The sequence below is a fragment of the Variovorax sp. P1_H12_2 genome (assembly GCF_056405335.1).
This window is the reverse complement of the sequence record NZ_JBFUCI010000031.1, coordinates 1-20,499: the sequence shown is the minus strand read 5'-3', so window position 1 is coordinate 20,499 and position 20,499 is coordinate 1. Positions and strand designations below refer to the sequence as shown.

Genomic DNA, 20,499 nt, shown 5'->3' with positions numbered 1-20,499 from the left:
TGGCGGTTGAAGGAGGGATGCAGGGGATGAATGCGGTTCAATGGGCCGGCGCCGGAATGGCTTCCGGCACGTCGACGAAGCGATCGATGGCAAAGGCGCCGATCGGCGTGCGGCTGCGTCCGTCGCGCACCAGTTCGGCCAGAACCTCCCCAACGGCAGGGCCGATCTGGAAGCCGGCGCCGGCAAAGCCGAAGCCGTGGAACAGGCCCGGCGTCGTGCGGCTGGGGCCGATCACAGGCTGGTGGTCGGGCAGGTAGCCTTCGGTGCCGCCCCAGGTGCGGATGAGGTGCGCATGGCGCAGCATCGGCAGCAGCTCGATCGCCTGCGTCGACAGGCTCGCGATCGTGTCGCGGTCGGAGCGTGCACGGTCGGCATCGAGCAGGCGCCCCGGTCCTCCACCGAGCACCAGATTGCCGCGTGCAACCTGGCGGCAATACACACCGCCGCCCTCGACGCCGAGGCTCCATGGCATGAAGAACGGCAGCGGCTCGGTGACGGCCATCGCAGGACTGCGTGAATACATCGGCACCGTATCGCCGAATTGCCCGGCGACCGCGTTGGCCCAGGCGCCGGCGCAATTGAGCAGCACCGGTGCCTTCACTTCCAGCCCGTTGCCCGTGCGCAGATGAAACAACTGCCCGTCGTGTTCGATCTCGTCGACGCGCGTGCGCTCGTGGATGTCGGCGCCCGCGCGCTGCGCCGCGAGCGCGAAGGCCGGGGACACGAGGCGCGGATTGGCCTGCCCGTCTTCCAGGCACAGCGAGCCGCCGACCGCCTTGCCGCCGAGCCACGGGCACCGTTCGCGCAGCCGCGCGCCTGAAAGGATGTCGATGCCGAGCGCGAAGTCGCGTGCGCTGTCGCGGTAGGCCTCCAGCGCGGCCAGATCGGCTTCGCTGCGCGCGATCTTGAAGTGGCCCGAGCGCTGGTACTCACCGTCCGTGCCGATCAGTTCCGGCAGGCGGCCCCAGATCGCATGCGCACGCTGTGCCAATGGCAACTGGCCGAGGGGCCGCCCCTGACGACGGACGCCGCCGTAGTTCACTCCGCTCGAGCGCGAGCCACAGAGATCGCGCTCCAGCAGCACCACGCGCAGCCCCATGCCGCGCAATGCCAGCGCGGCCGAACTGCCCACGATGCCGCCGCCCACGATGGCGACGTCGGTGCCGATGCGCTGCGTCATGCGGCTGCTCCTGCGTGCGACGCGCTCGATGCACGCTCCAGCTGGATGGGGATCGGCTTGATCGGCGCCTGCCCGCGGAAGCGGCCCACCTGCTGCACCGGCTGTCCGGTGGCGTGGGCGAGGATCTCGGCGGCGGCGACGCCGCACATCCGGCCCTGGCAGCGGCCCATGCCGACGCGCGTCAGTGCCTTGAGGCGGTTCATCTCGTCGGCGCCGCCGTCCGCGACGCTGCGCCGCAACTCGCCCGCCGTGACGTTCTCGCAGCGACACACCACGAGTTCGTCGGGCGCGTGCGCGGCCCAGTCGGAAGGGAAGGGAAAGGCGCGTTCGAGGCCCTCGCGAAATCCGGTGAGCCTGGCCAGCCGGTGCTGGAGCACCTCCGAACGCTGCGTGTCGATGGCCATGCCGTGATCGGCCAGCAGCGTGAGCGCGGCCAGCTCGCCCGCCCACTCGGCCGCGTCGGCACCCATGATGCCGGCGCCATCGCCCGCAAGGTACACGCCGGCGACGCTGGAGCGGCCGGCCGCATCGCGCTCGGGCAGATGCGCGCGATGCAGCGGCGCAAAGGCGAAGCGGCAGCCCAGCAGATCCGCCAGCTGGGTCTCGGACCGCAGTGCATAGCCGAAGCCGACGGCGTCGCAGTCGAGCGTGTGCTCGCGCCCGGCTTCGCTCCACACGACGGCGCGCACCCGCTCGTCGCCCTCCATGCGCAGCAGTCGCACGCCGCGCCGCACCGGCACGCCGTGCGCGCGCAGCCAGGCGACGTAATGCACCCCCTTCAGGAGTACCGCGGGCTGCCTGAGCATCGCCGGCACGGCGGCCAGCTGATCGCTGAAGCGCGCGGTATCGAGCACCGCCGCGACATCGACGCCGGCCTTCGCGTACTGCCAGGCCACCAGGTAGAGCAAGGGTCCGGTGCCCGCGAGCACCACGCGGGAGCCGATGGCGCAGCCCTGGAACTTGAGCGCCACCTGTGCACCGCCCAGCGTGTACACGCCTGGCAGCGTCCAGCCGGGCACCGGCAACACGCGATCGGTGGCACCGGTCGCGACGATGAGCTGGCCGTACGGCACGGTGCGCGTGGTCTGCGTCGGGCCGTGCAGCACGTCGAGCCCGGCGTCCTGCACGTTCCACACGAGGCTGTCGGGCCGATAGTCGATGCGGTCCTGCAGGTCGTCGATGGCCGCATGCACGGCGGTGGCACGGGCGGCCTCGCTGCCGTAGAGCGTCTCGGGCGGCCGGCTGAAATGCGCGGGTGGGCGACGGTAGATCTGGCCGCCGGCGCGCGCGGCCTCGTCGATCAGCACCGGCCGCACGCCGTGCTGCGCGAGCGTCTGCGCGGCACGGATGCCGGCCGGGCCGGCGCCGACGATCGCCGGCTGGAGCGGCGCGGTCATCGAGGCCCTCCTCCGCTCAGCAAGGCCATGCCGGGTGCGATGAAGGTCGAGCAGGCGCGAAGCCGCGCACCTTCGGCGGTGGCGATCCAGCAATCCTGGCAGGCGCCCATCAGGCAGAAGCCGGCACGCGGCTCGTGGCTGAATTCGTTGCGGCGCAGTTGCGCCCCCTGGGTCAGAACGGCGGTGAGGATGGTGTCGCCTTCGAGCGCCTGCGCCGAACGTCCGTCGAGGGTGAAGGCGACCGCGGCCCGCTTCGTTTCGGCAACCCTGCGCAGCAGCGGCTGGATGGTGTGGTGGCTCATCGGTGTCCGCCCACCAGCACGCGGTCGAGGCCGTAGAGCCTGTCGAGGACGATCATCGCGACCGCGGTGACCGCCACCATCAGCGCCGACACCGCGGCCATCAGCGGGTCGATCGACTCGGTGGCGTACATGTACATCCGCACCGGCAGCGTCACCGTGCTCGGCGAGGTGACGAAGATCGACATCGTCACTTCGTCGAAGCTGTTGATGAAGGCCAGCAGCCAGCCGCCGGTGACGCCCGGCAGGATCATCGGCAGCGTGATGCGCTTGAACACCGTGGCCTGGCTCGCGCCCAGCGACAGCGCCGCCTGCTCCGCGCTGCGGTCGAAACCGACCAGCGCCGCCACCACGAGGCGCAGCGTGTAGGGCGTGACGATCAAGGCATGCGCGAAGATCAGGAAGCCGAAGCTGCCGGTGCCGCCGACCAGCGCGAACAGGCGAAGCAGGGCGACGCCCAGCACCAGGTGCGGAATGATCAGCGGCGAGAGGAACAGGCCGTTGAGGAAGTCGCGCCCTGGAAATTCGTAGCGCGTGATCGCCAGGCCGGCAGGCACCGCGACCAGCGTGGCGAGGGTGGCCGACGCAAGGCCGAGCCGCAGGCTGTTCCAGAAGGACTGCATGAAATCCGGGTGCGCGAACACCGCCTCGAACCAGCGCAAGGAAAACTCGGTGGTCGGCAGCGTGAGCGTGTTTTCGGGCGTGAAGGCGACCACGCAGACGACCACCAGGGGCGCCAGCATGAAGGCGATGACAAGCGCGTTGAACGCGAGGGCGAAGGGTCCGTTCCTGCTCATGGTCAACCCAGCGCCTTCTTGTAGCGGCCTTCGACGAGGCGGTTGTAGCTCAGCATCACCACCAGGTTGGCGACCAGCAGCACCAGCGCGATCGCAGCGCCGAGCGGCCAGTTGAGTTCATGCAGGTATTCGTCGTAGACGATGGTCGCGACCATCTTCAGCCGGCGCCCGCCGAGCAGGCCCGGGATGGCGAAGGAACTGGCCGAGAGACCGAACACGATCAGGCTGCCCGAGAGGATGCCGGGCATCACCTGCGGCAGCACCACGCGCCGAAGCGTGGTCAAGGGGGAGGCGCCCAGCGACAGCGCGGCGTTCTCGACGCCGGCGTCGAGTTTCTGCAGCGAGGTCCACACCGGGATCACCATGAAGGGCAGCATCACGTGCACGAGGGCGATCACGATGGCCGTCTCGGTGTAGAGCATCTTGATCGGGCCGATGCCGACGATGCCGAGCAGGCCGTTCACCAGGCCTTCGGGCCCGAGCAGCATGCTCCAGCCGAAGGCACGCACCACGACCGAAACCATCAGCGGTGCCAGCACCACCAGCAGCAGGATCGAGCGCCACGGATTGCGCATCCGGCTCAGTACGTAGGCCTCGGGCGTACCGATGAGGACGCAGATCACGGCGACCAGCGCCGAGATCCAGAAGGTCCGCCAGAAGATGCCGTAGTAGTAGGAGTCGGTGAAGAGATGAACGTAGTGATCGAGCGTGAACTCGCCGGCCCTCGGCCCGGTCGCGGCATCGTAGACGTTGAAGGACAGCACGGCTGTCAGCAGCAACGGCACCAGCAGCAGCGCAGTGAAGAGCAGCAGCGCGGGCGTGGACAGCCACCACGCCGTGGCCCTCCTTGCGATACCGGTCATGCAACCGCCCTCTGCGCCATGGCCGCCTCGTCGGCAGGCAGCAGGCGCGTGCAGTGCCCCGGCCAGTCCACGCCGACCGTCGCGCCTTCGTCGAGCGCGTCGCGGCCATCGTTGGGGCTGAGCACCATCAGGTCGCCGACCCGTGTCGCCACGCGGTAGAGCCACTGGCTGCCCAGGAAGAAGCGCTCGCCGACCGTGCCGTCGAGCCGGCCGGAGCCGCTTGCGGTGAACTGGATCTTCTCGGGCCGCACGCTCATCAGCACGGCGGCGCCGGGGCGGAAGCCCGTGTCGTCGACATCGACCGCCAGCGGGCCGACCTCGACGCGCGTGCGCGTGCCGGCCGAGGACACGCGGCCTTCGAGCAGGTTCGCCTTGCCGACGAAGGTCGAGATGAAACGGGTGCGCGGATGCTCGTAGCAGCGATGCGGAGGGTCGATCTGGGTCGCGCGGCCGCCTTCCATCACGACGACACGGTCGCTGATGGACATCGCCTCGCTCTGGTCGTGGGTGACCATGATGGTGGTGGTGCCGACCTTGCGCTGGATCTGGCGCAGCTCGAACTGCATCTCTTCGCGCAGCTTGGCGTCGAGGTTGGACAGCGGCTCGTCGAGCAGCAGCACCGGCGGCTCGATCACCAGCGCACGGGCGAGCGCGATGCGCTGGCGCTGGCCACCCGACAGCTGGCGCGGATAGCGATCGGCATGCATCTCGAGGTGCACCAGCGAGAGCGCCTGCGCCACGCGCTCGCGGCGCTCGGCCTTGGGCATCTTGCGCATCTCCAGGCCGAAGCTCACGTTGTCGGCCACCGTCATGTGCGGGAACAGCGCGTAGGTCTGGAACACGATGCCGAGGCCACGGGTGTTGGCCTTGGCATGGGTGATGTCCTTGCCRTCGAGCTCGATGCGGCCGCTGCTGACGGCCTCGAAGCCCGCGACCATCTGCAACGTGGTCGTCTTGCCGCAGCCCGACGGCCCGAGCAGGGACACGAACTCGCCCTTCTCGACGGACAGGTTGATGGCCGACACGGCGCAGGTCGCGCCATAGAACTTGGTCACGCCGGTGAGCTGAAGAAACGACATCCATGGGCCTTTCATTGCATTCGAGGCAGCGACGGGCTCGGCTGGCAACGCGCACTGCTTCGGCACGCTGCGAGAACCGAATTCCCGCTGCTTTCGTAGTGAATCTATTGCAATAACCGAACCATGAATCCACGGGTATTCCATTAAACGGAACTTTTCTACCTTTTATTCCATTCAATGAAACTCTTGAGATAAACTGCCACCAAGATATTCCGCAGGAACAAGGTATGACGACGTCCCCGGCCGCCACTGGCGGCGTGCCCCGCGTGTTTTCGGTGATCCGTGCGCTGGCCGACGCGCAGGCCGACGGTGCGCGGGTGACGCAAGTCGCACGAAATGTGGGCCTGACCCAGGCCACCACGCACCGTTTGCTGCAGTCGCTGATCGGCGAAGGCATGGTCGAGCAGGACGAGCGCAGCAAGCTCTACCGGCTGAGCACCGATTTCTTCGCGCTGGCCGCGAAGGCGGGCAATCCCGGCAACCTGCGAGCGCTGTGCCGCCCGGTCCTGCTGCGCCTGTGCGCGAGCCTCGGCGACAGCATCTTCCTGCTGGTGCGCAGCGGCTTCGAGGCGGTCTGCCTGGACCGCAGCGAGGGCCCGTTTCCGATCCGCTCCTTCACGGGCGACGTCGGCGGCCGCGTGGCCTTGGGCGTCGGCCAGGGGGCACTGGCGATCCTCGCCTTCCTGCCGCAGGAAGAACGCGAGGAGGTCATCCGCTTCAATCTGGCACGGGTGCGCGAGTACGGCGTCTACGACGAGGTCTATCTGCGCACCGAGATCGAACGGGTCCGCCAGACAGGCTTCGCTGCCCGCAACAGCGGGCTGCTGGAGGGCATGGCCGGCGTCGCCGTGCCGATCCTCGATCGCGAAGGCCGCGCGGTGGCGGCGCTGGCCGTCGGCACCATCGCCGACCGGCTCAACCCCGACCGCCTGCCGACCGTGGTCGAGTTGCTCAAGCGCGAAGCGGCGGCGATCGGACCGAAGATCAATCCCTTCGATGCCACGTTGCGAAGGCCCGCACAAAGCCTGGCGAGTTCGCCTGCGACGCAGCGCATCGAAAGTGCGCCGGCCGGGTCGAACCCATGACGCCGGTCGTTCCGCGCGTACTGCTGGTCAATTCAGGAGGAGAAGCCGCAGTCGCCGAATGGCGGGCGCATCTGCAAAGCTTCGCGCCGCATATCGCCGTGCATTGGTGGGACGATCCGTCGGTCTCTGCGGACCGGGTCGACTACGCACTGGTCTGGCAGCCGGAGCCGGGGCGTCTGGCCGCCTTGCCGAACCTGCGACTGGTGCTCAGCGCGGGCGCCGGCGTGGACCACATCACCGCCGATCCCGAATGGCCCCGGCAGGTTCCGCTGATCCGCTCGATACCGCCGGAGACCGCACAACGCATGGGCGAATACGTCGCCATGGCGGCACTGGCGCTGCTGCGCAACCTGAAGCGCCTGGTGCGGCAACAGGATGTCCGTGAGTGGACCGCCTTCGAGGCGGAGCGCAGCGCGCCCGACACCTGCGTCGGCATCCTGGGACTGGGTGCCCTGGGTGTGCGATCCGCGCAGATGGTGAGCGCCCTCGGCTTCCGGACGATCGGGTGGTCGCGCACCGCCAAGACCCTCGAAGGCGTCGCGTGCTACGCGGGGCCCGGCGAACTGGATGCGTTCCTGGCGCGCTCCGACATCCTGGTCTGCCTGCTTCCCGCCACCCCGCAAACCGAAGGCATCCTGAACGCGCAGCTGCTGGCCCGCCTGCCGAAAGGTGCCGGGCTGATCCACGCCGGGCGCGGGTCGCAGCTGCACCTGGACGCGCTCGTCGCCGCACTCGATTCAGCCCAGCTGGGCGGAGCCTTCGTCGACGTCTTTGCCGAGGAACCATTGGCGACAGATCATCCGGCCTGGTCGCACCCCGGGATCTTCGTCACCCCGCACATTGCCGCGACGGTCACGCGACGCATGCGCGCCAGGTTCTTCGCGCAGCAGATCGCAGCCTTCGAAAAAGGCGAGCCCGTCGAGGGGCGCTTCGATCCGGCGCGCGGGTATTGAGGGGAGGCCTTCACCTGGCCGCAGGCGCCCCATGCGCCTGCGCGACGATCCAGTCGCGAAAGGCCTGCACCAGCGGTGCTTCGGCACGCGACTCCGGATAGACGAGGTAGTACGCGTCGGAGCTCGTGAGGGCTTGCGGAAAAAGGACCACGAGTTCGCCCGCTTCGATCTCCGCTTCGACCAGGAAGCTGGGCAGCAGCGCGGCGCCGAGGCTCGATACGGCGGCCTGCGCGATCATCGCGAACTGCTCGAAGCGCGGCCCGCGCAGCGCCGGCACGCCCGCCGCGCCGACCTGCGCGAACCATTCGGCCCATTGGGTGGGTCGCGTGCTTTGCTGCAGCAACACGACCGCGCCGAGGTCCGCCACGGACCGGATGCCATGCGCACGCTGAAAGGCGGGGCTGCAGACAGGGACCGTGCGCTCGTGCATCAGATATTCGCATCGGGCCCCGGCCCAGTGCGGGGCGCCGAAGTGGATGGCTGCGTCGAAGGGCTCCTGCGAAAAATCGAAGGGCTCGGAACGCGCAGCGAAGTTGACCGTCACCTGCGGATGCCGGCCCGTGAAGTCGCCCAGCCGCGGAATCAGCCAACGCGTGCCCAGGGTCGGCAGCACCGCGAGGTTGAGCAGCCCACCGCCGCCGGACAGCGCCATGGCCTTTTGCGTGGCGCCCGAGAACTGTTGAAGCGCGGCGCGCACGTCCGCCGCGTAGACACGCCCCACGTCCGTCAGGACGACCCGCTGGCGCACCCGGTGGAACAGCGCGAGCCCCAGCTGTTGCTCGAGCTGGCGAATCTGGCGCGATACCGCGCTTTGCGTGAGATGCAGCTCGTCCGCCGCGCGCGAGATGCTCGCGTGGCGCGAGGCGGCCTCGAAAGCGAGCAGGTCGGCCATGGGCGGCAGGAAGGTCTTGTGGAACATGTCATGCAACGGGGGAATGATCATCTCGCAGGCTGGCGGCCTCATCGCCCTGGCTAGCGACGACCACCCCCAGCGAAGTGATGGAAGCCTACTTCATTCTCAATACTCATCAAGTTCTTCCGATTTTTCACTATGCAAGCGATGCGGATTCGCCGACATTGCATCCACAAATCCATCGCCCGAGAGTTCCTCATGTCAGACGCCCCCGCCTCCACCGCCCGGCCCATCCCCGCCCAGGTCGATCAACTGCTGCAACGCCTCGGCGTGCCGAAGTCGGCGTATGCCGACGGCGAACTCGCCGTGCGCTCGCCGATCAGCGGCGAGACGATCGCCCATGTGCGACAGACCTCGACGGCCGAAGCCAAGGCCGCGATCGGCCGCGCCCATGCCGCGTACCTCGCGTGGCGCCTGGTGCCCGGACCGCGCCGCGGCGAACTGGTGCGCCTGCTGGGCGAAGAACTGCGCGCGGCCAAGGCCGACCTCGGCCTGCTCGTGACGCTCGAGGTGGGCAAGGTGCCGTCCGAAGGCGCGGGCGAGGTGCAGGAGATGATCGACATCTGCGACTTCGCGGTCGGCCTGTCGCGCCAGCTCTACGGGCTGACGATCGCGACCGAGCGCCCCGAGCACCGCATGATGGAAACCTGGCACCCGCTGGGCGTGGTCGGCGTGATCTCCGCCTTCAACTTCCCGGTGGCCGTGTGGTCATGGAATGCGGCGCTGGCGCTGGTGTGCGGCGATTCGGTGGTGTGGAAGCCCTCCGAAAAGACACCCCTGACCGCGCTCGCCACGCACGCCATCGCGCAGCGCGCGCTCGCCCGCTTCGGCGATGCGCCCGAGGGCCTGCTCGAACTGCTGGTCGGGCAGCGCGACATCGGCGAACTGCTGGTCGACGACCCGCGCGTGCCGGTGCTGTCGGCCACCGGCTCGACGGCGATGGGACGCCAGGTCGGCCCCAGGCTGGCCGCCCGCTTCGCGCGCGCCATTCTCGAACTCGGCGGCAACAACGCGGCCATCGTCACGCCCTCGGCGGACCTCGGCCTCGCGCTGCGCGGCATCGCCTTCGCCGCCATGGGCACGGCCGGCCAGCGCTGCACCACGCTGCGCCGGCTGTTCGTGCACGACAGCATCTACGACGCGCTGGTGCCCAGGCTGGCGAAGGTCTACGGCCAGGTGAAGGTCGGAGACCCGCGCGTCTCCGGCACGCTGGTCGGGCCGCTGATCGACGGCGCCGCATTCGACGGCATGCAGAAGGCGCTGGCGGAGAGCCGCGCGGCGGGCGCGACCGTCCATGGCGGCGATCGCGTGGCCGGCATCGGCGGCGATGCCGCGTACTACGCGCGGCCCGCGCTGGTCGAGCTGCCGGCGCACGCCGGTCCGGCGCTGCGCGAGACCTTCGCGCCGATCCTCTACGTCGTGCGCTACAGCAGCTTCGAGCAGGCCATCGAGTGGCACAACGCGGTGGGCGCCGGCCTGTCGTCCTCGATCTTCACGCTCGACATGCGCGAGGCCGAGCGCTTCATGTCGAGCGCCGGATCCGACTGCGGCATCGCCAATGTCAACATCGGCCCGAGCGGCGCGGAGATCGGCGGCGCCTTCGGTGGCGAGAAGGAAACCGGCGGCGGCCGCGAGGCGGGMTCCGACGCRTGGAAGGCCTACATGCGSCGCGCCACCAACACCATCAACTACTCGACCGCGCTGCCGCTCGCGCAGGGCGTGACCTTCGACATCGGGGACTGAGCGTGAGGGCCACCGCCACCCTGGCGCACGATGCGGCGCCAGCGCCAGCGTTCGCGCCGTCACAACGACTGCGCGCGATCGGCGTGTCCGAGATCCTGCGCATCACCGACCATGCGAATGCGCTGCGGCGCGCCGGGCGTCCGGTGATCGTGCTGGGTGCGGGCGAACCCGACTTCGACACGCCCGAGAACATCCGTGCGGCGGCCGCGCGGGCCATCGCGCGCGGCGAGACGCGCTACACCGTGCTCGACGGCAGCCACGCGATGAAGGCCGCGGTGCGCCACAAGTTCCAGCGCGACAACGCGCTGGACTTTGCCCTCGACGAGATCAGCGTGAGCGCCGGCGCCAAGCAGGTGATCTTCAACGCGCTGATGGCCAGCCTGGAGCCGGGCGACGAAGTGATCCTGCCGGCGCCCTACTGGACCTCCTATGCCGACATCGTGCAGATCTGCGGCGGCGTGCCGGTGGTGCTGCCTTGCAGCGAGGGGCACGGTTTCCGTCTCGAGGCCGGACAGCTCGACGCCGCGATCACGCCGCGCACGCGCTGGGTCTTCCTGAACTCGCCGTCCAACCCGAGCGGCACGGCCTACAGCGCGGCGCAGCTGCAATCTCTCACCGAGGTGCTGCTGCGCCATCCGCAGGTCTGGGTGCTGGCCGACGACATCTACGAGCACATCCTCTACGACGGCCTTGCCTTCGCGACCCCGGCTGCCGTGGAACCACGGCTGCGCGAGCGCACGCTGACCGTCAATGGCGTCTCCAAGGCCTATGCGATGACCGGATGGCGCATCGGCTACGGCGCCGGTCCGCGCGACCTGATTGCAGCCATGGCCGTCGTGCAGAGCCAGTCGACGTCATGCCCGTCCTCGGTCAGCCAGGCCGCCGCGATCGAGGCATTGACCGGATCGCAGGACTTCATCGCCGCGCGCTGCGCCGATTTCCAGGCACGCAGGGATTTCGTCGTGAATGCGCTCAACGTCATACCCGGCCTGCACTGCCGCAGGCCCGAGGGCGCGTTCTACACCTACGCCAGTTGCGCCGGCGTGCTCGGTCGCTCCACGCGACGCGGCATGCAGCTTCAGACAGACGCCGACTTCTGCCGCTATCTGCTGCAGGACTTCGAGGTGGCCGTCGTGCCCGGCAGCGTGTTCGGGCTGGCACCGTACTTCCGCATCTCCTACGCCACCTCGATGGATCAGCTGCAGGAGGCCTGCGCGCGCATTGCGGCGGCCTGCGCGGCGCTCCAGTGACAGCCTCTCCCGGATTGGAAATTCCCATGACATCCCTTCGCACCGGCGGCCAGATCCTGGTCGACCAGCTCATCGTGCATGGCGTGCAGCAGCTCTTCTGCGTACCCGGCGAGAGCTTTCTCGCCGTGCTCGACGCCCTCCACGATGCGTCCATCGCCGTCACCGTCTGCCGCCAGGAAGGTGGCGCAGCGATGATGGCCGAGGCCCAGGGGAAACTCACCGGCCGCCCCGGCATCTGTTTCGTCACGCGCGGTCCCGGCGCCACCAATGCGGCCGCCGGCGTGCACATCGCGCACCAGGACTCGACACCGCTGCTGCTCTTCGTGGGCCAGGTGGCGCGCGACGCACTGGGGCGCGAAGCCTTTCAGGAACTCGACTACGGCGCCGTATTCGGCACCATGGCCAAGTGGGTCGTCGAGGTCGACGACCCGAAGCGACTGCCCGAGCTGGTTTCGCGCGCCTTCCACGTCGCCACCTCCGGCCGCCCCGGCCCGGTGGTCATCGCGCTGCCCGAAGACATGCTGACCGAGGCCGCAGCCGTCGCCGACGCGCAACCGTACGCGGTGACGGAAACCCATCCGGGCGCGGCCCAGATGSCCGAGCTGACGCAACGTCTGGCCGCGGCGGAACGCCCCGTCATGGTGTTGGGTGGCAGTCGCTGGTCGGAAGTCGCGACGCGGCAGATCACGGCCTTCGCCGAGGCCTTTTCTCTGCCGGTGTACTGCTCGTTCCGCCGACAGATGCTGTTCAGCGCCGAGCACCCCTGCTATGCCGGCGATCTCGGCCTGGGCGTCAATCCTGCAGTGCTGGCGCGCATCCGCGCGGCCGACCTGGTCCTGCTCGTCGGCGGGCGCCTGTCCGAGGTGCCGTCACAGAGCTACGAGCTGCTCGGCATCCCGACGCCCCGACAGGCGCTGGTGCACGTGCATGCCGACGCCGACGAGCTCGGCAAGCTGTACCGAGCGACGCAGGCCATCCACGCCACGCCGCAGGCCTTTGCCGAGGCCGCCGCCACACTGCGCCCCGCCGCTGCGCCGACCTGGCAGGCCGAGGCCGCCGAGGCGCGCGCGGCGTTCCTGGCCTGGAGCGATCCGGCGCCGATCCGCATCCCGGGCCCCTTGCAGATGGGCGAGGTGATGACGCATCTGCGCGAGGTGCTGCCGGCCGACACCATCTTCTGCAACGGGGCCGGAAACTTCGCCACCTGGGTGCACCGCTTCTGGCCGTTTCGCGCCTTCGCCAGCCAGCTGGCGCCGACCAGCGGCTCCATGGGTTACGGCCTGCCGGCCGGCGTGGGCGCCAAGCGGCTGTGGCCCGAACGCGAGGTGCTGGTGTTCGCCGGCGACGGCGACTTCCTGATGCATGGCCAGGAATTCGCGACCGCCGTGCAGTACGGCCTGCCGATCATCGTGGTGCTGCTCGACAACGCCATGTACGGCACGATCCGCATGCACCAGGAGAAGCACTACCCGGGGCGCGTCAGCGCCACGCAGTTGAAGAACCCGGACTTCCGGGGCTATGCGGAGGTGTTCGGCGGCCATGGCGAACGCGTCACGTCCACGGCGGAGTTCGCACCGGCACTCGCGCGCGCACGGGCCAGCGGCAAACCCGCGATCCTGCATTGCCTGCTCGACCCGGAAGCGATCACCCCGACCAACACGTTGCAGGGTCTTCGAGCGGCGGCGCAAGGCGGCGGCTCCAGCGCCAATGTTCCGAGCGGCCGAACGCTTGGCACTAACGCCTCTTCTTGGACAGTTTGACAATGCGATTGCCTGCAAGCCCCAGTGCAGCCCGAGCGAGTGCATCAGCTTCTCTGTTGCGATGGCGCGGTATCCACATCAGGGTTGCCTGGTCGAACGAATTGAGCAGTGCTCGCGCTTCATCGAACAAGGAAGCAAGCCGGGCAATCGGCTTTGCCGTGCTGCTGCCGACCTGTTCGACAACGACACTGTTGTCGCAGTGAATGAGCAGCGCGCCCGCCCCACGCAATTTCAGTTCCTGAAGCGTTGCCAGCAATGCTCTCAGCTCCGCCTCGTTATTGCAGCCGTTCTCATGCGACGCTTCCGAAAGCGTGTGGCGCGTTCCATCAGGCTCGGTAAACACCGCCCCTAGCCCGATACGACCGGGGTTGGGCACGGCGCTGCCGTCGCAGTAGGCAACCCAAGGGTTCATGTGCAATATCCGCTGTTGGTTGCAGATTCCGGCGGTTGGACGCATTCCGCCTCTCCCTGCCGCGCGCGAGGCCCCGCGACACGCCAGCCTCGCCGCCCTTCCCCCGCTTACCTCCCTTGCCTGGTGTCGCACATCGGCGGGCAGCAGTTGCGCGGGCCGAGGGGCCGCCGGCCGCTGGACCAGCGCGTGGTGAGGACAGCGGCGAATTCAAGTCTACCTGGCGCCTTGGTTCGAGAGCCGCTGGGGGTTGTCCGCACTACACACGCAAGCCTCAACGAGGCCCGGCACGCCCGCGCATCGACCGCCAGATGCTCGCGGCCAAGGCCAGTACAAGGCAGAATCCCCGCAGAATTGCGATCCTCGTTCCACTTCCAACCCATTTGCTCAGGCTTTGCACGCCGTACCAGGACCACTGCGACCCATGCAATTCAAATGGATGGAAGATTTCATCGCGCTGGCGCAGACGCGCAGCTTCACCCGCGCCGCCGAGCTTCGCCACGTCACGCACCCCGCCTTCGGTCGCCGCATCCGCGCGCTGGAGTCGTGGGCCGGCACGGCGCTGGTGGAGCGCGGCAGCAGCCCGGTCACGCTGACGGCAGCGGGCGAGAGCTTCCTCGAGAACGCCAGCCAGACGGTGCGCAGCGTCGAAGGTTCGCGCGAAGAGATGCAGAACGTGGCCGGCCGGCAGGCCCGCACGGTAACGGTGGCCACCGGCCGTACCTTGGCGCGCACGGTCATGGCCGACTGGCTGGTGCGGGCGCAGCCCGTGCTGCGCCACGGTGAAGTCCGCATCCTGACCACTTCACTGGCAGGGACGGTCCGGATGCTGGAGAACAACGAGGCGGACTTCTCGCTGATCTATCATCATTCGGCCCTCACCTTCCGGCTCGATGCCCGGCAGTTCACCCACGTGACGGTGGCATCCGACAAGCTGGTGCCGGTGTCGCGCGCCGATGCACAGGGCGGCGCGATGCACGCCTTTGGCGGCGCCGACGAGGTGCCTTTCCTGGCCTATGCCCGGACGCTGGCAATGGGCCGCCTGGTGGAAGACCATCTCGCGAACAACCCGCAGGCGCCGCGCCTTCGGCGTTGCATCGAATGCGATTCGGCGGATGCGCTGTACGAATATGTGCTCAGGGGTTTGGGCGTGGCGTGGTTGCCCTGGTCCATGGTGCAGGGAGACTGCAAGTCCGGCCGCCTGGTGCTGCCGGGAGGACGTCGCATGGAAGTGCGCTTCGAGGTTCGCCTGTACCGCCCCAAACGCCGTCTGGGCCCGCTGGCCGAGGACATGTGGCGCGCCATTGCCTTGCGCTGATCCGTTGCACAAATCAGCACTGGATCGTGCCGTGACGGCACCAGGAAGGAACGAGGGTCCGCGCAAAATCCTCGGGTCCACCCAACCTTGAGGCCACCATGCGTCTGCCCCGCGCTTTCTCCTTTTATCTTGCCGTGGCCGCGTGCGGCCTTGCCTGGACGGCAGCCGGTCCGGCCTCCGCGCAGGTCGCGGCCTACCCCAGCAAGGCCATCACCCTCGTGGTGGCTTATCCGCCGGGCGGCTCGACCGACCTGACCGGACGAGCGCTGGGCGTCGAGCTTTCCCATCGGCTCGGCGTGCCGGTGATCATCGACAACGTCGGGGGCGCCGGCGGCGCGATCGGCGCGCAAAAGGTCGCCAACGCAGCGCCCGATGGCTACACGCTCCTGGTGGGGGCCAACAACGAAGTGGCCATCAACAAGCTGATCAACGCCAACGTCCGGTACGAACCCAAGGACTTCACCCCCATCGGCCTGATCGCCTCCCAGCCGCTGGTGCTGGTGGCGGCCCCGGCGGCGGGCGTGAAGAACACCGGCGAATTCCTCGCCCTGCTGAAGAAGAACCCCGGCAAATACAGCTACGGCAGTTCCGGCGTGGGCACCTCGCTGAACCTGGCCGGCGAGATGGTCAAGCAACAGGGCGGCGTCTTCATGACCCACGTGCCCTATCGTGGCGTGGCGCCGCTGACCAGCGACCTGCTGGGCGGCAACATCGATTTCGGCGTGTTCGTGCTCTCCAGCGCCTTGCCCCATATCCGCAGCGGCAAGCTGGTGGCGCTGGGCACCACCGAGGCCAAGCGTTCGGCCATCACGCCCGATCTGCCCGCACTCAGCGAAACCCCGAGCCTGAAGGACCTGGACATCGGAGTCTGGTTCGTGCTGATGGGGCCGGCCAGGTTGCCGGAGCCGGTGCTGGCCCGGCTGAAGACAGCGCTGAACGAGACCCTGCAGTCCCCCGACTTTCGCAAGAAGATGGAAGCCACCAGTTCGACCGTGGCAACTTCGGCGGTGGACGTGAACCAGTTTCTCGTCGCCGAAACCGCCAAGTACAAGAACATCGTCAAGTTCGCCAACATCAAGGAATGAGCGTGCCCGCGTTGTCGTTTCAACTTCCCGCCCCCGACATCACCGCCTGGCGTGCCGGCAACACCGGCGTCGAGGGCGTCTGGCGCTTCGAGGCCGACCAGCCCGGTCGGCACGTGATGATCAGCGCGCTCGTGCACGGCAACGAACTGTGCGGCGCATGGGCGCTCAAGGGGCTGCTGGAAGCCGGGGTGCGCCCGCAGCGCGGCCGCCTCACGCTGGCGTTCTGCAACCTGGAGGCCTTCGACCGCTTCGATCCGGCCAGCCACGATGCCTCGCGCTTTGTCGACGAGGACCTCAACCGCCAATGGTTGCCCGAACGCATCGAGGCCGGCGATACGCGGGAGCGGCGGCGCGCGGCGCAACTGCAGGTGCACGTGGCACAGGCAGATTGGCTGCTGGACCTGCATTCGATGCACGAGCCCTCCGCGCCGCTGTCGCTCACCGGCATCCAGCCGCGCAACCTGCGGTTGGCGCAGCAGATGCGCAGCCCCGAGCATGTGGTCATCGATGCGGGCCACAAGGACGGCGTGCGCATGCGCGACTTCGGCCGCTTCGGCGCGCCCGATGCCGAGAGCGACGCCTGTGCGCTGCTTGTCGAGTGCGGCTTCCATGGCGATCCGGCCAGTCGCACCGTGGCGCAGGACCAGTGCGCGCGCTTCCTGCGGGTGGCCGGCACGCTGGACGATGCCGCCATCGCGCAATGGCTGCCCGGCTGGGTGCAGCCTGACGCGCCACGCCAATGGGCCCTCGACGTGACCGGGCCGGTGGTGGCGCGCAGCGAGGCATTTCGCTTTGCGCAGCCCTTCACCGGCCTGGAAGTGATCGAACGCGCGGGCACCGTGATCGGCTGGAACGACGGCGAGCCCGTGGTCACGCCGTATGACGACTGCGTGCTCGTCATGCCCTCGACGCGCCAGGCGAAGCCGGGCGTGACGGTGGTCCGCTTCGCCCGTCGACGACTGCTCTGACGGGTGCGGCAAGGTTCGACACTTGGCCGCTCGCTCTTTCAAAGTCGGCCGGGTCGGGGCATCACATCCAACGGCCGCTTCCGGGCAGTTTCGGCGTCCGCTGTAGGCCCGGACTTCAACTGCCCGCCGGCGCCGCTTACGCCCTGCTGCCGAACTAACGACGCTCGCAGCCTGGGCCGCTGTCCGGCGGCGGCGGCGCTACGTTCGCGGGCACTCCGCCCACGGACATGACTTCGCCATCGGAAGCGCTCCGGGCCCGGGCTCGATCTCTGGTGGCGGAAATGCTTCTCCGTGGCGGCTCAACCCTGCGTCCACTTGGTGCGTATCCATGCTTCTCAAGGGGTATTTATCTTGTCGCGCGCCTGGATCACACTACGTGTCGGCGGGCGCAAAGCGCGCATTTCCCATCCACCAGCTTTAGAGGCCAGCCATGAACGACACGAGGTTCCGGTTTGGGCACGGACGGCGTTCGCTCGCCTCTGCGGTGTTGCCTGTTGCGGCCGCGCTGATCTGCATGGTCGCCCCAACCGCGCGCGCCGAGGGCCTGTTGACGCCGTTCTCGACCGCTCCGGGTCCACAGGCGCCCGCGCCGTGGCGCTTCGCGACCTTGCCCAACAAGGCGCCGACGAAGTTCGAAATCACGCAGCTCGATGGCCAGAAGGTGCTGAAGGTCGATGCCGACCAGTCCTACGGCAACCTGGTCCATCCCACGCGGGTTCAGCTCAATGACGAGGCCACGCTGGCCTGGCGCTGGAAGGTCGAGCAATTCGTGACCGGCGCCGATCTGCACACCAAGAGCGGCGACGACGGCGCGGCCAAGCTCTGTGTCTACTTCGACTTCCCGGCCAACCGACTGTCGTTGGGCGAGCGCACCAAGCTCGCAGTGGGGAGCACCACGACCGGTGAATCGGTGCCCACCCAAACCCTTTGCTACGTCTGGGACGCCAAGGAAAGCAAGGACAGCGAATTCGATAACGCCTTCACCAAGCGCATACGCATGGACGTCATTGAATCAGGCGCGACTGACAAGGCCGGCGGCTGGCTGACCGAGCGCCGCAACCTGCTGCCCGATTACAAGCGAGCCTTCGGCGCTGAGGCCGGGGATACATTGCCGGACGTGGTGGGGGTCGCGATCCAAGCCGACGCGGACAACACGAAGTCTCGCGGGATCTCCTATTTTTCCGACGTCGACCTGCGCGGCGCACCCGCTGTAAAACCCGCGCAATAGCGGCCCTTCATCGCCTGTTGCGGCCATTGGAGCTTCGGTGGCCCGGAGCGGACAAACACGTTCTATCGCCGCAGAATGTTTCCATCGCCTTCTAACAATCGCCGCGCTGCTCGCYGGCGCCTCGCTAGTTCCGTCGTGGGCTCTCGCCCATGACGCGGGGTTGCCTTCATCGCCCGCTCCTCAGGCCGTCAGCGTCTTGCGGAAGCCGATCGACAGCCGGTTCCAGGTGTTGATCACGCCGATGGCCAGCGTCAGGTTCACGCGCTCGGCTTCGCTGAAGTGGTCGCTCAGTGCTGCGTAGTCGGCATCGGGCGCACGGCTGGTGGCAATCTCGGTCACGGCCTCCGTCCAGGCCAGCGCGGCGCGCTCGCGCGGCGTGAAGAAGGGTGTTTCGCGCCACACCGCGACGGCGTAGAGGCGGCGCTCGCTCTCGCCCTTCTTGCGCAGGTCGCTCGAATGCAGATCGACGCAGAACGCGCAACCGTTGATCTGCGAGGCCCGCAGCTTGATGAGGTCGAGCAGCGCCGGCTCGAGGCCGAGCTTGCCGACGGCGACCTCGAGCGCGATCAGCGCCTTCATGGCATCGGGCGAGGCTTTGTAAAAATCGAGACGTTGTTCCATGGTGCAGCTCCGGGATGGGTTGTGAGGATGGATCGATGGTAAGAAACGCCGCTGCCTTTACCGGCGGCCAATCCGGATCATTTGAAGGAGGCCAATTGCATGGAGCTGCATATCGTCATCGAGGGGGACAAGGACCTGGTCGGCCAGTTGTGCCGGCAGCTCGGGGACGGCATTCGCAGCGGCCGGCTGGCCGCCGGAGAGAAGCTGCCACCCAGCCGCCTGCTGGCTGAGCAGCTCGGCGTGTCGCGCAAGACCGTGGCCGAGGCCTACGCGCGGCTCACCTTCGACCGCTTGCTGGTCGGCCGCGTCGGCAGCGGCACCTTCGTGGCCGACGACGTGCGGCCGCGGGCGGCGCCGCATACCGATGGCGGCTTCGCCGGTGCGGCCGTCGCGGCGCGCTGGCGCAGCATGGACACGCCGCTGCGGCACCCGGCGCCGGACGGCAACTCGCGCTTCGAATACATCGGCGGCGCGCCAGCGCGCAGTCTGTTCCCGCACGCGGAGTGGCGTCGCTGCGTTCTGCATGCGCTGCGCCAGGGCGCCCGCTCGCGCGGGCTCTACGGCCCGGTAGAGGGGCTGCCGGCGCTGCGCGACGCGATCGCGCGCCATGCAGCCTTCGCGCGCGGCGTGCGCTGCGGCGTCGACGACATCATCGTCACCAACGGCGCGCAGCAGGCGCTCGACCTGGTGGCGCGCGTTTTGGTCGAGCCCGGCTGCACGGTGGCGGTGGAGGAGCCGGGCTACCCGCCCGCCCGGCTTCTGTTCAGCGCCCAGGGTGCCGAGGTGGTTGGCATCCCGGTCGACGCGGAAGGCCTGTGCGTAGAGCGGATCCCCGACGGCACGCGCCTGGTCTACGTGACGCCGGCGCACCAGTTTCCGCTCGGCATGCCGATGAGCCTGCGTCGCCGCGAGGCATTGCTCGCGCGGGCCCACGAGCTCGGCGCCATCGTCATCGAGGACGACTACGACAGCGAATACCGCTACGAAGGCCGCCCTACCGATTCCCTCCAAAGCATGGACACGCGCGGTACGGTGGCCTTCGTCGGCACCTTCTCGAAGACGCTGTCACCCGAATTGCGGCTGGGCTACCTGATCGCGCCGCAGCCGATCCTGCAGGCCGTGTGCATCGCCAAGCACCTGAGCGACTGGCACACCTCGACGCCGGCTCAGTGGGCGCTGGCCAAGTTCATCGTCGACGGTGAACTGAACAAGCACATCCGGCGCAGCCATGCGGTGTACGCCGAGCGGCGCGCGCGCATCATCGCCCGTTTCGAGGGAGACCTGTCGCCGTGGTTCGAGCTCGTTCCGGCCACCGCGGGCATTCACCTGGCTGCCTTGTGCCGCAAGCCAGTCGACATAGAGATGCTGCTGCGCCTCGCACGCCGCGTGGATGTGGGCCTCTATTCCCTTGAGCCCTTCTTCCATTTCGATGCGCCGCTGCAAGGACTGATGTTCGGCTACGGCGCGATCGATACCGGCGACATCGATCCTTCGCTCGACCGCCTGCGCGACATCCTGCTGCAGATGGATTGATAGGATCGTGACCAGCCC

19 protein-coding genes are annotated in these 20,499 nt (G+C 68.4%); 10 read left to right on the top strand and 9 right to left on the bottom strand.

Annotated elements, in window-relative coordinates:
* Positions 1-37: 37 nt before the first annotated feature.
* Genes AC1D2K_RS05735 through AC1D2K_RS05710 form a run of 6 tightly spaced genes read right to left on the bottom strand, consistent with a single transcriptional unit; the run spans position 38 to position 5,615 of the window.
* Positions 38-1,180, bottom strand: coding sequence for an NAD(P)/FAD-dependent oxidoreductase (locus AC1D2K_RS05735; RefSeq protein WP_478087003.1), 1,143 nt, complete (start codon positions 1,178-1,180; stop codon positions 38-40).
* Positions 1,177-2,577, bottom strand: coding sequence for an FAD/NAD(P)-dependent oxidoreductase (locus AC1D2K_RS05730; RefSeq protein WP_478087001.1), 1,401 nt, complete (start codon positions 2,575-2,577; stop codon positions 1,177-1,179). Before AC1D2K_RS05730 ends, AC1D2K_RS05735 begins: the two co-directional genes overlap by 4 nt.
* The gene (locus tag AC1D2K_RS05725) at positions 2,574-2,879 is read right to left on the bottom strand and encodes a (2Fe-2S)-binding protein (RefSeq protein WP_478086999.1); all 306 of its coding nucleotides are present in this window, start codon (positions 2,877-2,879) and stop codon (positions 2,574-2,576) included. The genes AC1D2K_RS05730 and AC1D2K_RS05725 overlap by 4 nt, the downstream gene beginning before the upstream one ends.
* On the bottom strand, positions 2,876-3,673 hold the full coding sequence (locus AC1D2K_RS05720) for an ABC transporter permease (protein WP_478086997.1): 798 nt from the start codon (positions 3,671-3,673) through the stop codon (positions 2,876-2,878). Before AC1D2K_RS05720 ends, AC1D2K_RS05725 begins: the two co-directional genes overlap by 4 nt.
* A 2-nt stretch (positions 3,674-3,675) precedes the next feature.
* Complete coding sequence (locus tag AC1D2K_RS05715) at positions 3,676-4,536, bottom strand: ABC transporter permease (protein ID WP_478086995.1); 861 nt, start codon at positions 4,534-4,536, stop codon at positions 3,676-3,678.
* The gene (locus AC1D2K_RS05710) at positions 4,533-5,615 is read right to left on the bottom strand and encodes an ABC transporter ATP-binding protein (protein WP_478086993.1); all 1,083 of its coding nucleotides are present in this window, start codon (positions 5,613-5,615) and stop codon (positions 4,533-4,535) included. Before AC1D2K_RS05710 ends, AC1D2K_RS05715 begins: the two co-directional genes overlap by 4 nt.
* 227 nt (positions 5,616-5,842) lie before the next feature.
* Here AC1D2K_RS05710 and AC1D2K_RS05705 point away from each other — a divergent pair, with 227 nt between their 5' ends.
* Complete coding sequence (locus tag AC1D2K_RS05705) at positions 5,843-6,700, top strand: IclR family transcriptional regulator (protein ID WP_478086991.1); 858 nt, start codon at positions 5,843-5,845, stop codon at positions 6,698-6,700.
* Positions 6,697-7,653 (top strand): 2-hydroxyacid dehydrogenase, encoded by a 957-nt coding sequence (locus AC1D2K_RS05700; protein WP_478086989.1) that lies wholly within the window; start codon positions 6,697-6,699, stop codon positions 7,651-7,653. Before AC1D2K_RS05705 ends, AC1D2K_RS05700 begins: the two co-directional genes overlap by 4 nt.
* A gap of 10 nt (positions 7,654-7,663) precedes the next feature.
* Here AC1D2K_RS05700 and AC1D2K_RS05695 read toward each other — a convergent pair whose 3' ends face one another.
* Positions 7,664-8,572 (bottom strand): LysR family transcriptional regulator, encoded by a 909-nt coding sequence (locus AC1D2K_RS05695; RefSeq protein WP_478086987.1) that lies wholly within the window; start codon positions 8,570-8,572, stop codon positions 7,664-7,666.
* 192 nt (positions 8,573-8,764) lie between these two features.
* Between AC1D2K_RS05695 and amaB the strand changes: the two genes are divergently transcribed.
* From amaB to AC1D2K_RS05680, 3 genes are read left to right on the top strand one after another with little or no spacing between them, the layout of a single operon-like run.
* Positions 8,765-10,309, top strand: a complete 1,545-nt coding sequence (gene amaB, locus AC1D2K_RS05690) for an L-piperidine-6-carboxylate dehydrogenase (RefSeq protein WP_478086985.1) — start codon at positions 8,765-8,767, stop codon at positions 10,307-10,309.
* A gap of 2 nt (positions 10,310-10,311) precedes the next feature.
* A complete protein-coding gene (locus tag AC1D2K_RS05685; RefSeq protein WP_478086983.1) occupies positions 10,312-11,559 on the top strand; it encodes a pyridoxal phosphate-dependent aminotransferase in 1,248 nt (415 codons plus the stop codon).
* Between the two features lie 26 nt (positions 11,560-11,585).
* A complete protein-coding gene (locus tag AC1D2K_RS05680) occupies positions 11,586-13,319 on the top strand; it encodes a thiamine pyrophosphate-binding protein (RefSeq protein WP_478086982.1) in 1,734 nt (577 codons plus the stop codon).
* On the opposite strand, the gene AC1D2K_RS05675 is transcribed toward AC1D2K_RS05680, so the two are convergent.
* Positions 13,294-13,776, bottom strand: a complete 483-nt coding sequence (locus AC1D2K_RS05675) for a ribonuclease HI family protein (protein WP_478086981.1) — start codon at positions 13,774-13,776, stop codon at positions 13,294-13,296. The two genes, AC1D2K_RS05680 and AC1D2K_RS05675, sit on opposite strands and share 26 nt — an antisense overlap.
* Before the next feature lie 376 nt (positions 13,777-14,152).
* On the opposite strand from AC1D2K_RS05675, the gene AC1D2K_RS05670 reads away from it, so the two are divergent.
* The 4 genes from AC1D2K_RS05670 (at position 14,153) to AC1D2K_RS05655 (ending at position 18,327) form a co-directional block, all read left to right on the top strand.
* A complete protein-coding gene (locus AC1D2K_RS05670) occupies positions 14,153-15,046 on the top strand; it encodes a LysR family transcriptional regulator (protein WP_478086979.1) in 894 nt (297 codons plus the stop codon).
* A gap of 98 nt (positions 15,047-15,144) precedes the next feature.
* Complete coding sequence (locus AC1D2K_RS05665; protein ID WP_478086978.1) at positions 15,145-16,131, top strand: Bug family tripartite tricarboxylate transporter substrate binding protein; 987 nt, start codon at positions 15,145-15,147, stop codon at positions 16,129-16,131.
* Positions 16,128-17,099, top strand: a complete 972-nt coding sequence (locus AC1D2K_RS05660; RefSeq protein ID WP_478086977.1) for a M14 family metallopeptidase — start codon at positions 16,128-16,130, stop codon at positions 17,097-17,099. Before AC1D2K_RS05665 ends, AC1D2K_RS05660 begins: the two co-directional genes overlap by 4 nt.
* A 430-nt stretch (positions 17,100-17,529) precedes the next feature.
* On the top strand, positions 17,530-18,327 hold the full coding sequence (locus tag AC1D2K_RS05655; protein WP_478086976.1) for a DUF3047 domain-containing protein: 798 nt from the start codon (positions 17,530-17,532) through the stop codon (positions 18,325-18,327).
* A 180-nt stretch (positions 18,328-18,507) separates the two neighbouring features.
* Here the strand turns inward: AC1D2K_RS05655 and AC1D2K_RS05650 are convergent, their stop codons facing one another.
* The gene (locus tag AC1D2K_RS05650) at positions 18,508-18,948 is read right to left on the bottom strand and encodes a carboxymuconolactone decarboxylase family protein (RefSeq protein WP_478086974.1); all 441 of its coding nucleotides are present in this window, start codon (positions 18,946-18,948) and stop codon (positions 18,508-18,510) included.
* Between the two features lie 99 nt (positions 18,949-19,047).
* On the opposite strand from AC1D2K_RS05650, the gene pdxR reads away from it, so the two are divergent.
* Positions 19,048-20,481, top strand: a complete 1,434-nt coding sequence (gene pdxR, locus AC1D2K_RS05645; RefSeq protein WP_478086973.1) for a MocR-like pyridoxine biosynthesis transcription factor PdxR — start codon at positions 19,048-19,050, stop codon at positions 20,479-20,481.
* Positions 20,482-20,499: the final 18 nt, after the last annotated feature.